Annotated in this window: 9 protein-coding genes and 1 pseudogene; 8 read left to right on the top strand and 2 right to left on the bottom strand. The window is 38.6% G+C overall.

The features are described 5' to 3' along the window. Positions 1-141: 141 nt before the first annotated feature. Entirely contained in the window at positions 142-771 is a 630-nt protein-coding gene (locus H540_RS0126525; protein ID WP_028403148.1) for a homoserine/threonine efflux transporter, read from the top strand. 565 nt (positions 772-1,336) lie between these two features. On the opposite strand, the gene H540_RS0126520 is transcribed toward H540_RS0126525, so the two are convergent. Then, a complete protein-coding gene (locus tag H540_RS0126520) occupies positions 1,337-2,050 on the bottom strand; it encodes an NAD(P)H-dependent oxidoreductase (protein WP_028403147.1) in 714 nt (237 codons plus the stop codon). 178 nt (positions 2,051-2,228) lie between these two features. Beyond that, complete coding sequence (locus H540_RS0126515; RefSeq protein WP_028403146.1) at positions 2,229-3,137, bottom strand: DMT family transporter; 909 nt, start codon at positions 3,135-3,137, stop codon at positions 2,229-2,231. Between the two features lie 187 nt (positions 3,138-3,324). On the opposite strand from H540_RS0126515, the gene H540_RS0126510 reads away from it, so the two are divergent. From H540_RS0126510 to H540_RS0126480, 7 genes and pseudogenes are all read left to right on the top strand, one after another. Continuing rightward, positions 3,325-4,224 carry a LysR family transcriptional regulator gene (locus tag H540_RS0126510; protein ID WP_028403145.1) on the top strand — a complete coding sequence of 300 codons (900 nt, stop codon included), beginning with the start codon at positions 3,325-3,327 and terminating at the stop codon, positions 4,222-4,224. 269 nt (positions 4,225-4,493) lie between these two features. After that, on the top strand, positions 4,494-5,264 hold the full coding sequence (locus tag H540_RS0126505) for a DeoR/GlpR family DNA-binding transcription regulator (RefSeq protein ID WP_028403144.1): 771 nt from the start codon (positions 4,494-4,496) through the stop codon (positions 5,262-5,264). Between the two features lie 328 nt (positions 5,265-5,592). Further along, positions 5,593-6,561, top strand: coding sequence for an ABC transporter substrate-binding protein (locus H540_RS0126500; RefSeq protein ID WP_051317296.1), 969 nt, complete (start codon positions 5,593-5,595; stop codon positions 6,559-6,561). 74 nt (positions 6,562-6,635) lie between these two features. Continuing rightward, positions 6,636-8,183 (top strand): sugar ABC transporter ATP-binding protein, encoded by a 1,548-nt coding sequence (locus H540_RS0126495; RefSeq protein ID WP_245592367.1) that lies wholly within the window; start codon positions 6,636-6,638, stop codon positions 8,181-8,183. Then, complete coding sequence (locus H540_RS0126490) at positions 8,180-9,154, top strand: ABC transporter permease (protein WP_028403141.1); 975 nt, start codon at positions 8,180-8,182, stop codon at positions 9,152-9,154. The genes H540_RS0126495 and H540_RS0126490 overlap by 4 nt, the downstream gene beginning before the upstream one ends. 193 nt (positions 9,155-9,347) lie before the next feature. Beyond that, positions 9,348-11,384, top strand: a pseudogene (locus H540_RS30990) (glycoside hydrolase family 32 protein); the annotation flags it as partial. A 959-nt stretch (positions 11,385-12,343) separates the two neighbouring features. Continuing rightward, positions 12,344-13,246, top strand: coding sequence for an AEC family transporter (locus H540_RS0126480; RefSeq protein ID WP_028403140.1), 903 nt, complete (start codon positions 12,344-12,346; stop codon positions 13,244-13,246). The last annotated feature ends 327 nt before the right edge of the window (positions 13,247-13,573 follow it).

The following is a 13,573-nucleotide window of genomic DNA, read 5'->3' as shown; positions in this document are numbered from 1 at the left end:
AAATCCTCCAATACAACCTTAGTCGCTACCTTTGTAACTAACATTTTAGCAAAATCTGTTGATTTTTTCCAAGAGCATCTGATATACTTACATGAGTAGTTACTTAGGTAGTCACTATTTAGAGAGGAAGGGAGAGATAGTATGGATAACTTACTAACATACATATCAATAGCTGCAATGATGGTTATTATACCAGGAGCAGATACTATGCTTCTGGTGAAAAACACGCTTAGATATGGTCCAAAAGCTGGACGTTATACGGTTCTCGGAATGGCAACGGGACTTTCTTTTTGGACGCTTATTGCTATTCTTGGATTATCTGTTGTCATTGCAAAGTCTGTGATTCTTTTCAGTACAATCAAATATTTGGGAGCCGCCTATTTAATTTATTTAGGGATAAAAAGTTTTTTTGCTAAAAGCGTGTTTTCTTTAGAAGAAATTCAAGCTCAAGCAAATACACCTACGAAGTATTCAAATCGGCATAATAAAGATTCCTTTATGCAAGCGTTACTTAATAATATTCTTAATCCAAAGACTGTTTTAGTTTATATAACAATCATGCCGCAATTTATCAATTTGAACGGAAATGTAAACCAGCAATTGATTGTATTAGCCTTCATCCTAACCTTACTCGCTGTATTGTGGTTTCTGTTTCTTGTTTATCTAATTGATTACGCAAAAAAATGGTTGAACAACTCCAAATTCCAGAAGGCATTCCAAAAATCAACTGCCTTAATTTTAGTAGGTTTTGGCATAAAAACAGGAATTTAAATTTATTTACTAACACACCTAATTTGATTCTCTCCGTTCAGAAAATTGAACGGTTTTTTCTGTTTATCATCGCTTGTTTTTAATGTGCAACTAACATCCTTGTTCAATTAACCTGCTTCGTAGTTGAATAAGAAACAGTGTCAAAACTTTTGAGTTTCGATACTCTGAATGAAAAAAGCTCACATCAAAAGACATGAGCATGCTGTATATCATATTTATATGAGGTTTACATAACATCTTATTATCGGAAGTGAAAAAAGATGGAAGGACCGCAACGACAGGGCATTTGGTCTTTCCATCTTTTTTATGATATACAGGATTTATGCGATGGCTTTATACCAAGGATTGTAAGTATCCTGTTAGTTTATTTCCCGTTCTAAACTTGCACAAAAATTTGTATAAACAGGTACAATTATTGTACAAGTAGACCGGCTAACTATGATCTACTAACGATTCTGACGATCTCCTTGTAAGTCATCGGTCCATTCTTTGTTTTGGAGGCACCATAGAATTTTAGCTTTATAGATATAGGGCAGAACCCACAAGATAGACTGAATGGAAATGGTTATCTATACTCAATCTTTAATTGGTGATTTTCGTCATAATGAGAAGCAGGATGATATGGAATAGAAGGAATTTCTGATAGATTATGTAAACGCTTTTTGTATTCTTCTAAATATCGCTTTCGATCTTCCTCATCATGTGATGGAGTCCAAGCAATGCATGGTTCAACGGGTTCTAGTCCAGCAAAATAGAGCATTCCATGATTTATATGATAAAGTAGCTTCTCATGGATATCACCGTCCATTCCATACGGAGTATATGCATGTTGAGGAGATCCTGTTGTGGTGGACAACATGGCTTTTCTACCTTTGAGTCCACCAGTATCATATCTTCCAATTCCTTTGCCGTAAACAAAACCTGAAGCAAATACCCTATCAAACCAGCCTTTTAAGATGGCGGGAACAAAGTACCACCATAGAGGAAATTGGAAAATGACAAAATCTGCCCATAGAAGTTTTTCTTGCTCTTCTTGAATATCCAGAGAAAAGCTATTCGTTTCTGCTGCATTTCTTTGTTCAATCGCATACTTGAAAAAATCCTTATTTTGAAGCGTTTGAAAGTCTTCATGATCTGCAACAGCTTTGAAATTCATAGCATATAGATCTGACACTTTGACTTGATGACCTAGAGCTGTTAATTCTGAAACGGCAAGATCCTTCAAAGCGCCGTTGAATGACTTAGGCTCTGGGTGTGCATAGATAATTAATACATTCATGATTTCAGCTCCTAAAGTTCTATCTTTTGTGTACTAACATACGTTTACCATTCATATTAGCTTTTGTAATCATTCATGATTCTGGTTCAGGATAACACATAAATAAATTCGGTATATCCAGGTAATCTTCCTCAGTTCGGAGGTCTTTCCCATGGTGTAATAGGTTTTTATTTACTGGTTATTCGGTTAGTTTAAAACCTTGGTTTCTTTTGGTGTAGCCATTTTTCATAAGTAGCCTTTTAAAATCTATTTGGGCAATGAATACACCTAACAAAACCATGATTGAGCCTAGATATCCTTTTGTTGTGAGTATTTCACCTGCGAAAACAAACGCAAATAATGCTGCAAAAACCGGTTCTAATGAAAAAATCAGACTTGTATGGGTTGGGTTTGTATGTTTTTGGGCTGCGGTTTGTACGATGAATCCAATGGCACTACAAAGCACACCCAATCCCAAAACAGCAACCCAAGACTCCGTTGTACTCGGAAGTTGTGGTGTTTCTAAAAGTATTGAAAATAATAGACCCCATGCTCCGGCAAATCCAAGTTGTAAAATTCCAAGAGTGATGGAATCCACATCCTTAGTTAGTTTTCCCGTAGCAATAATATGTATTGCATAAAACAATGCGGCTAAGATGCACAAAAAGTCCCCAGAATTGATTTTTAATTGCTTGTTTAAAGTCAAAAGACCTATTCCTATTACGGCTAATGATACTCCAAAAACAATTCTTTTTTTAGGCATCTTTCTTAAAAAGATAGCTAACAACAGCGGGACAAATATAACCGTGAGGCTAACCAAAAATCCGGCATTCGAAGCGGACGTAGATTTTAGTCCAAAAGTAATAGAGGCGAATACTGAAAACAAAATAGACCCTAATGTAAATCCATATTTGATTGTTTTATAACTTGCATGAATAAGTCGCCGGTGGTATAGGATTGCAGATAAAATAAAAGCAATCCCAAAACGTAATGCGATCAGGTTAAACTCCTGCATAACAACGAGCCCCATCTTCATGAACAAATAGGACGAACCCCAAAAAACGGTTACTATTAACATCATGAAATTCGCTTTTAATTGAGCGTTCATAACTATCACCTTCGCTTTATATAAATTATTCCAAAGTGGAAAGCATTCCTTGTTGAGTGAAAGCAGTATTCAGCAACTTTCCAAAATGTGATTGCTTACTTTGTAGTATACGTGTAAATTTTAGATAAGAAAAATGAATGTTTTTAAAGTTATAGTTGAAAAAAATTCATGTAATGGGGTGATTAAGATGTCACTTGCCAAGTTTGAGATTTTTAGTACCGTTGTAGAATTAGGGAGCCTGACCGAAGCTTCGGTGAAACTTGGTTTAACACAATCCGCTGTAAGTCATGCACTTGCTAGCCTTGAATCGGAGTGGGGATTTTCTATACTCAGTAGAGGACGTTCCGGTATCCATTTGACGAGTAACGGAGAACTTGTATTGCAATATATCCGTGAAATTTTAAAATGGAACGAGCAAATGGTGCAACAAATTGCAAATATCAATGGGTTAGAAGTAGGAACTATACGTATCGGTACCTTTTCAAGTGTATCCATTCAATGGCTGCCTGAAATCATGAATTATTTTAACGAATACTACCCTTCCATAGAAATTAAACTGCTCGAAGGGGATTATAATGAGATTGAACACTGGATATCAAGTGGTGCTGTTGATTTTGGTTTTCTATCTTTACCTACTTTGAAGTCATTTGAAGTTATTCCACTAAAAAAAGATCGAATGCTATGCATCCTTCCTGATAAACACCCTCTCACTCAACTAAGTGAAATTAATTTTGAACAAATTAAAGGGGAGATGTTGATCATGCCAAAGAAAAGCTGCGATAACGATGTAAGACGAATATGCAAAGAGAACAATATGATCCCCAATGTCAAATTTGAGTTGGCAGATGACCAAGCCATTATCTCAATGGTTCAGAATGGAATGGGTATTAGTATCCTTCCTGAAATGGTTTTGTATCGTGTCCCAGATAACGTTCGCATCCTTAGCCTAGAAGGAGATCATTATCGTTCAATTGGTATTGCTGCTACATCCTTTAAAAACGTTTCTCCAGCCGTCAAAAAGTTTATTACATATATTCAATCATGGTTAAACGAATCTACACAGGACAATATAAATTTTTCACAATAGTTGATGAACTAACAGAGGGTGAACATAAGAAGGTGCAGAATACATTCTGTACCTTCTTTCTTTAGCTTGATGGATGTGTGGCGGGACCCTTAGTTAAAAAAATACAAAAAGAGCCATTAATGTGGCTCTTTTTGCATGTAAAGGTATTTTGTGTAAAATGTCGACAAGACCTTTTAATTATGCAGTATACTTAAAAATGTATGTATTGAAAACACTTTCATCTGATGCGGTAGAAAGAAAAAATATATTATACAGAGGTGTAATGTTTCATGTTATATGCCGAAGAGCGGAAAAGGAAAACCATGGAGTATATTCAAGAAAATTTGAGAGCTTCTGTTCCAGAATTAAGTCAATTTCTCAATGTATCTGAGTCTACCATACGCAGAGACTTAAAAGAATTAGAGGAAGAAAAATTGTTACGAAGAACGCATGGAGGAGCTATTTCTCTTCAAAACGTCAACTTTGAACCAAGTTTTAATGAGAAAGAAGACAAGTTTCAGAAAGAGAAGAGAGCTATAGCGAGAAAAGCTATGGAATTTATTGAGGAAGAAGATACGATTTTACTTGATTCTGGAACGACCACATTTCAACTGGTAAAGGAGTTGTACGTTTTTTCTAGGCTAACTGTAGTGACAAATTCACTCGTTTTCGCACAAGAGTTACAAGATGTACCGGGAATTGAGGTAGTGATAGTGGGAGGGAATGTACGAAAAGAAACGTGTGCGCTGGTTGGTCCTATCGCAGAGTCTGCGTTGTCGATGATGAGAGTGGATAAAGCTTTTATTGCGACAAACGGATTTGAAGTAGAAGGAGGGCTGACGACGCCGAATCTCCTGGAAGCGGCAACGAAAAGAAAGATGATTGAGATGTCGAAGCAAGTGATCTTGTTAGCAGATCACAGCAAAGCAGAAAAAACCACCTTTGCTAAATTTGCCGAAATTGATAAGATAGACAAATGTATTATGGATGCACATACTCCTAAATCGTTTGTGAGAAAGCTGGAGGAAGCTGGGATAGATGTGTATCTTGTGAATGCATAGGTTATATAGTTGTTTTTTTTGTGACACCACATGAGATGATTTATTTTCATGTGGTTTTTTATGTTTACTTCTCTAATAGTAATGCTAAAAACTTGATGGAAGAATTATGAAAAAAATATTGTCATTTTCAGAATTATCAGATATAATCGTAAATAATCACAAATCATCATAATAAGTCAATTAAATAAGAGGAATTATGATTGATTTTGATTGAAACATCAATTGAGGAGACAACAATTATTCAAAAAACGCACAAGTGGGGAGGGTGGTAGCAAAAAGCTGCAGACAGAGTGGTCAAAAGAGAAAATAATACAGGGGAGGAACAAATATGAAAAAAGCATTTCGTATGGTAGTTGCACTTTTTATGATTTTACTGCTGCTCGTAACAGCAGCTTGTAGTAATGGAAGGAACAGTACTGCTGGAACATCGGAATCTGATTCTAAAGATAAGAAGATAAAAATTGGTTTAACAGTGGGTACGCTTAGCAATCCGTTCTTTGTCTCGATGTCAAAGGGAGCTAAAGAAGCTGCAAAAGAAATAGGAGGCGAAGTCATTGTTGTAAGCGCTGACTATGATTTAGCGAAGCAAACGGCGCAAGTTGAAGATTTCATCACGAAAAAGGTAGATATGATTCTTTTAAATGCAGTAGACTCAAAGGGCATTGCAGCAGCTGTGGCACAGGCGAAAGCTGCGGGTATTCCAGTTGTTGCAGTTGACGTGGGTGCTGAAGGTGGAATAGATGCTACTGTATCTTCTGATAATTATTTAGCAGGAAAACTTGCTGGCGAATATCTTTTAAAACGCTTACAAAATGGAGGTAACATCGCGATCATCGAAGGACCACCCGTAACAGCCGTAACGGACCGTATCAAGGGGTTCGAAGATGCCATTAAAGGATCAAAAATTAAGGTAGTAGCAAAGCAAAACGGAGAAGGAAACAGAGAAAAAGCATTAACGGTCATGGAAAATATTTTACAAGCAAATCCATCTGGAAAAATCGACGCAGTATTTGCTATTAATGATCCAGAAGCACTTGGCGTACAAATCGCTGCAGAACAGGCAAAAAGAGATAAAGAATTCTTTATCCTTGGAGTTGACGGTGCTCCAGAAGCAATAGAAGAGCTTAAAAAGAACAAGAGTTTCGCTGCTACGTCAGCTCAACATCCTGATGAAATTGTAAAGCAGGCGGTTGACATTGGTATGAAGATTATCAAAAGAGAGAAAGTGAAATCTGAAATTAAAGTACCTGTAGAGCTTGTGACACAAGATTCAGTAGATAGCTATAAAGGCTGGTAAGAACCCTAATATAATGATAGATAGTTGAAAAAAGTGTGTATGACATCGGTATCACATGAAAAAGGAGGGGTATTGTGCAGTATTCTATAAATGGGAATGATTCACAGCCTAAAAATTCTCCTATTCTTAAAATAGCGGGTATAAGCAAAGAATTTCCGGGAGTGAAAGCCCTTGATGATGTACAACTTGAACTTTATAGAGGGGAAGTTCATGCGTTGATGGGAGAAAATGGTGCAGGTAAATCAACACTAATGAAAATTTTATCCGGTGTGTATAAACCCGATGCCGGAACTATCGAATACAAGAATAAACATGTTGTGTGGAAAAGTCCTTTAGAAGCAAAAGTGAATGGAATCAGTGTCGTCCATCAGGAATTGAAGCTTTCTCCTAATTTGACGATTGCTGAAAACATTTACATGGGTACAGACTTGCCTAGAAACAAGCTAGGCATGGTCAAGTGGAAAGAGGTTCATGAGAAAGCATCAGAAGTTCTGCAATCTATCGGCTCAAATTTAAGTTCTAAAACGCTTGTCTCTTCTTTAAGTGTTGCCGAGCAGCAAATGGTTGAAATCGCTCGTGCATTGTCTTTTAAGGCTGAAATTTTAATCATGGATGAACCGACAGCAGCGCTTACGGATAAAGAAATCGATAAGCTGTTTCTTCTCATAGATGAATTGAAGAAACAAGGTGTTGCCATCGTTTATATCTCGCACAGGATGGATGAAATCTTTAAAATTTCCGATCGCTGTACGATATTTCGAGATGGACAGTGGGTAAGCAGTCTGCCGATTCACAAAACAAACCCGGATCACCTTGTCAAATTAATGGTGGGGCGTGAACCGAAAGATATCTTTCAAAGGAAGCCGAATATGAATTTATCTTTAAAAAGAAACATTCCTGCACTTGAAGTAAAGAAATTATCCGACCATAAGGTCGTGAAAGGTGTATCGTTGCAAGTGTATCCAGGAGAAGTTGTCGGGCTTGCCGGCTTAGTAGGTGCGGGAAGAACAGAGCTGGTTCGTACCATTTTCGGATCCTCGGCCCAAAAAACAGGCGAGGTGTGGATTCACGGAGAGAAAGTTGTCATTTCTTCTCATCGAGAGGCGATTAAAAACGGAATTGCCCTTGTGCCCGAAAGCAGAAAAGAGCAAGGCTTGTTTCTTGATATGTCTGTAAAAGAGAACATTGCTATGACGATGCTGCAAAAGTATCAAAAGTCAGGCGTGTTGAATTGGAGTGTTATCCATCAAGATGCAGAAGACTATATTAAAAAACTGGGCATTAAAGTTTCCTCTCCTGAACAAAAGGTACTGAACCTCAGTGGTGGAAATCAGCAAAAGGTTGTTCTTGCGAAATGGTTACTTATTCAACCGAAGATATTGCTTTTGGATGAGCCAACCCGAGGAGTGGATATAGGCGCGAAAGCGGAAATTTATAAAATCATTGATGAGCTGGCAAAAGCGGGAATGGCTATTCTCATGATTTCCTCTGAGCTTCCAGAAATATTAAGCGTCAGTGATCGGGTTCTCGTGATGCATGAAGGAAAGATAAGGGCGGACTTGTCAAGAGACGAAGCGAGCCAGGAAAAAATTATGTATTATGCGACGGGGGAGATAGCATGAGAACAGAAGCATATGCCTTACAGGCAAAGCATGTAAAGAAAAAAGCAAACGTGAAGGAATTATGGAACCGTTACAGTACGATTATTATCCTTTTGTTGATGTGTGTAGTGCTATCGTTTCTTACACCAAATTTCTTAGAGGTTAACAATCTTCTGAACGTATTGAAACAAATTTCTATCATCGCTATCTTAGCTGCCGGGATGACGTTTGTTATTTTGACAGGTGGGATCGACTTATCCGTAGGATCTACTGTAGCTTTATCAGGTGTTATATCCGTCATGCTTTCCCAGCAAGGAGTGAATGCTATTGCTGCCATGGCTGTCGGAATTATAGCGGGCATGATTGCCGGGTACATCAACGGTTACTTAACGGCTAAAGCAAAACTTCCAGCCTTTATCGTTACGTTAGGAAGCTTTACGTACATTCGGGGGATTGCTTATGTATTAAGCGCGGGATATCCGATTGTATTAACGGATCCGTTATTTAAATTCTTCGGTTCCGGCACTGTGTTGGCTATTCCTACACCTGTTTTTATTATGGCACTCGTTTATGTAATCGCTTTCTTTATTTTGAAATATACAATGTTTGGTCGACATGTCTATGCGATCGGAGGAAATGAAGAAGCAGCTAGTCTTACTGGGATAAAGGTAGGAGCAAACTTAATAAAGGTATATATGATAAGCGGCTTATTATCAGGACTCGCTGGAGTCGTTCTTGCAGGCCGATTGTATTCTGGACAGCCGACGGCCGGTGTTGGATTCGAACTTGATGCCATCGCTGCAGTTATTCTTGGCGGCACAAGCTTTACCGGAGGCGTTGGAACAATTCAAGGAACGATTATCGGGGCATTGATCATGGGAGTACTCAGTAACGGTCTTACTTTGTTGGATGTTAACTATTATTGGCAGCTTGTCATAAAGGGAGGAGTCATTATTCTTGCTGTTCTGTTAGACCGACTTCGTACTAAATAATCTTAGACTATAATATAGAAAATGTGGAAAACCACCTGCTGTTTAATACAACAAACAACAGCACTTTGCTTTTGGAGTAGAATTTAGCAAGCGTTTGAGGGAAGCATTCTAAAACATGCTTATGCTAAACGTCTGTACTGCACAACCCAAAGCTTCCATCACTATCAGCCATGGAATGAAAGAGGGTAGAGGAATGAAGAGAAGAGGGAAGAAATTGATACAAATAGGAACAATCTTTATATTGTTCCTATCAATGTCTTTGCCTGTTTATGCAGTCGATTCAAGCTACTACAATGAGGATTATCGGCCTCAGTATCATTTTACTCCTGAAGCAAACTGGATGAATGATCCGAACGGGATGGTATATTATGCAGGGGAATATCATCTATTTTATCAATATCACCCTTATGGTTTGCAGTGGGGACCCATGCACTGGGGGCATGCTGTCAGCAAGGATTTAGTTCACTGGGAACACCTCCCAATTGCATTGTCTCCGGATGATAAAGGCATGATTTTTTCCGGCAGTGCAGTAGTGGATTGGAACAATACGAGCGGGTTTCAGACAGGGAGCGAGAAACCGCTTGTAGCAATCTATACGCAGGATAATGAAGGGAATCAAGTACAAAGCATTGCCTATAGCAACGATAAAGGAAGAACATGGACGAAGTACTCCGGCAATCCGATCATTCCGAACCCAGGAATCAAGGATTTTCGCGATCCAAAAGTGTTTTGGCACGAAGAGACAAATAAGTGGGTTATGGTGGTTGCGGCCGGTGACAGAATAAAAATATATACATCTCCTAATCTGAAGCAATGGACTTATGCAAGTGAATTTGGACAAGGACATGGAAGTCATGGAGGGGTGTGGGAATGTCCGGATTTATTTGAACTTCCTGTGGACGGCAATCCTCATCAAAAGAAATGGGTGATGCAAGTCAGTTTGGGAAACGGAGCTGTTTCCGGAGGATCAGGTATGCAATACTTTGTGGGAAGCTTTGATGGAACGACTTTTGTGAATGAAAATGTACCAAGCCAAGTTCTCTGGACGGATTACGGCAAAGACTTCTATGCGGCTGTTTCATGGTCTGATATCCCGTCTTCAGACGGACGACGACTTTGGTTAGGCTGGATGAGCAATTGGCAATATGCCAATGATGTTCCTACAACACCATGGAGAAGTGCAATGTCCATTCCCAGAAAATTAGAATTGAAAACGTTACCAGAAGGAATCAGAGTAGTTCAAATCCCGGTAACAGAGTTGCAATTAATCCAAGGAGTTTCTCGCGAATGGACGAATAAGGAAATATCGCCCACAGGAAGCAATTTGTTGTCAGGTGTATCTGGAGATGCTCTCGAAATTAATGCAGAATTCCAAGTGAACACCTCTCAGGCTACTGAATTCGGTTTTAAGGTTCGAAAAGGAGGAAATCAATATACGACGATCGGTTATGACAAAAACAGCTCCGCACTGTTCGTCGACCGGAGCCAATCCGGCAATATCACCTTTAATTCAAGCTTTAACAACGGAAAACATAGTGCTCCATTGCTGCCTGTAAATGGAAAAGTGAAGATGCGCATTTTTGTTGACCGCTCTTCAGTCGAAGTATTTGGAAACGACGGACAGAAGGTTATCACGGACGTCATTCTCCCGGATTTATCCAGCAAAGATCTTGAGATATATGCTTTAAATGGAAGTGTAACATTAAACTCTCTTACTGTTCATCATATGAATAAGGTATGGGACGAGTCCCCTTTTCAATCCAATCTGAACGGTTGGACGACAGTGAATGGAACGTGGGCAGACACAATTGATGGAAAACAAGGACGCTCTGATGGAGATTCTTTCATCTTATCTTCACAATTCGGAACAGATTTCACTTATGAATCTGACATATCCATTAAAGATGGAAATGCAAGAGGGGCGGGAGCTCTTGTATTTCGGTCCAATAAAGATGCTAAAAACAGTTATCTTGCGAATGTGGATGCTAAAAACGATGTAGTAAAATTCTTTAAATTTGAGAACGGTTTGGCTACTGTAATTGCTGAATACCCAACTCCAATAGATGTAAATAAGAATTATCATCTTAAAGCAGTCGCTAACGGTAATAACTTTAAAATTTATTTGGATGGTCGTTTAGTAATTGATGCCAATGATTCTACTTTCACAACCGGAAAATTCGGTTTGAACGTTTGGGATGCTACAGCAACATTCCAGAATGTTACGCAGCAGGTTACAAAGCTTGAATTGCCAAATCATGATTTTGAAACAGGTGACTTGGATGGTTGGATAATCGTTAGTGGAAACGCTTTCAGTAATGGCGATGTAGCAGCAGACACAACTTTTTGGGGCGGCCCTTTTAATCCAAATGGTAAGTATCATCTCTGGGGATTCAAAGAAGGAGGAGATGATCAAACAGGCATACTCAAGTCACAGAACTTTGTACTTGGAGGCAATGGACAGATTGACCTTCTTGTTGCTGGAGGAAACGATATCAGCAAGCTTTATGTAGCATTAGTAAGAGCATCAGATGGGGCTGAACTTTTCAAAGAAACAGGTACAAACAATGAAACATATACAAGAAAATACTGGGATGCCTCAGCATTCGTTGGAACAGAATGCTATATAAAAGTAGTGGACAATGCAACAGGTGATTTCGGTCATATTAATCTCGATGACGTAAATGTTCCTGTTCAAGTGTTAAAATAATAGTTAGGAACATAATTTAAGATTCGCTATTTCCTTTGAGTAGGAAACGCAGTTCCTTTGTCTGAATAATTTCAGTAGCTCCGTATTTAGGTCTACTAAATTAAATATTTATAGGAAAGCTTCTTATCGAAAATAAGGGTTCTGGTGCAAATACTTCAGAAGAGATATAAAGAGGTGACAAGTTTCCTAGTGGAATCTATTTTATGCTGGAAGACCAAATAGTTGATGAATAAGGTTCATTTGATTTCGGACAGACTTTCCCCTTGGAGAGTTTGTCCTTTTTTCATCATATGCATCGCTTCTACTCCATAAACAATCTAAATAGTCACCTTTTCGTATTTGAAGCGGCATAAGCATATGTGCCGGAAGTGAAGCCTTCATGACATAATTGTGCTAAAATAATAATAGTTTTATAGAAGGTTCCGAGCGAACGTACTGCCAGGGTCTTTATAAATAAATTTTCGATAACGAAGGTGAATGTAATGGAGTTTCTTGAAGTTCTTCTGCCGATTTTCGGCATTTTTGTGCTTGGTTATATCGGAGAAAAAAAGATCGGATTTGACACGAAAACGATTTCTGCGATGTCCCTTTATTTGATGTCACCGGTACTTGTGTTCCGTACATTTTACACGACAAAATTCAATTCAGAGTATTTGTATATGGCACTTTATATGTTTGTTCTTTGTTTTGCGCTCATTTCCGTTGTGTATGTCGTTGCCTTTATTCGTAAATATTCAAAAGCTGAAACGTGCGGCATGATTTTAGCGTCGGTATTTATGAATAACGGCAACTACGGCACGCCTGTTGTATTGCTTTTATTCGGGGCGATAGGACTCGATTACGGAATTATTTTAATGGTCATCCAATCACTTGTCATGTGTACAGTGGGAGTGTATTATGCGGCAAAAGGAAGTCCGGATGGAGACGGTGTTCGCTCCGCTCTTCGTGCTGTCCGGCGCATGCCGATGATATATGGCGCCATGTTAGGCGCTTTATTTCAAGCGTTTCACATTCCGTTCGGGAAGTCCGTTCAGGAGGCTGTTGATTTAGTGGCAAATGCGGCTATTCCAACGATTATGATCGTATTAGGCATGCAGCTTGCGAAAATATCCATTAAAAATCTGGCAAAGGAAAAAATTTCGCTGTCGCTTATGATTAAGCTCGCCATTTCACCTGTCATTGCTTATGTATTAACATTATTTTTTCCTATCGATGGGATGGTCAAACAAATTATGATTATTATGGCGGCAATGCCGACAGCTGCCAATACGACGATGTATGCTCTTCAATTCGACACCGAGCCCGAGTTTGTATCGAGTGCGACGTTAATTAGTACATCGTTAAGCTTGGCTACTTTACCGATTATTTTTATGATTGTGCTATAAAAAAGAGGTTTTCTCTATTTGATTAGGAGAAAACCTCTTTTATATCTTGAGAAAGAGTATAAGAATCCAAACAAAAATTTTCATATGACATAAAAATAACATAGCTTTTCGTTAAAATGTGGGCGTAACCCCGACAAGAAAACACAAAAGACGAGGTCAATTCCTCGTCCTTCATGTGCATATTATTTTTACTTGTTTACCATTTCAATTCATGTATCTGTGGGAAAAAGAAAGGGTTAACGTTAGTATCGGATACATTCCTTAACTTTTGCTTAAGTGATCGAATTTGCTGCCAATAAAAAAACAGACAGCTAAAATAGCTGTCTG

The organism is Ectobacillus panaciterrae DSM 19096, assembly GCF_000430785.1.
GTDB classification, from domain to species: Bacteria; Bacillota; Bacilli; order Bacillales; family Bacillaceae_G; genus Ectobacillus; species Ectobacillus panaciterrae.
Note: the sequence above shows the minus strand (reverse complement) of the source record. Positions and strands in the feature narration are given on the sequence as shown.

Excerpts from the sequence above, each read along its gene's own strand:
- H540_RS0126525 (WP_028403148.1), top strand. The coding sequence starts at position 142 with ATGGATAACTTACTAACATACATATCAATAGCTGCAATGATGGTTATT.
- H540_RS0126520 (WP_028403147.1), bottom strand. The coding sequence starts at position 2,050 with ATGAATGTATTAATTATCTATGCACACCCAGAGCCTAAGTCATTCAAC.
- H540_RS0126515 (WP_028403146.1), bottom strand. The coding sequence starts at position 3,137 with ATGAACGCTCAATTAAAAGCGAATTTCATGATGTTAATAGTAACCGTT.
- H540_RS0126510 (WP_028403145.1), top strand. The coding sequence starts at position 3,325 with ATGTCACTTGCCAAGTTTGAGATTTTTAGTACCGTTGTAGAATTAGGG.
- H540_RS0126505 (WP_028403144.1), top strand. The coding sequence starts at position 4,494 with ATGTTATATGCCGAAGAGCGGAAAAGGAAAACCATGGAGTATATTCAA.
- H540_RS0126500 (WP_051317296.1), top strand. The coding sequence starts at position 5,593 with ATGAAAAAAGCATTTCGTATGGTAGTTGCACTTTTTATGATTTTACTG.
- H540_RS0126490 (WP_028403141.1), top strand. The coding sequence starts at position 8,180 with ATGAGAACAGAAGCATATGCCTTACAGGCAAAGCATGTAAAGAAAAAA.
- H540_RS0126480 (WP_028403140.1), top strand. The coding sequence starts at position 12,344 with ATGGAGTTTCTTGAAGTTCTTCTGCCGATTTTCGGCATTTTTGTGCTT.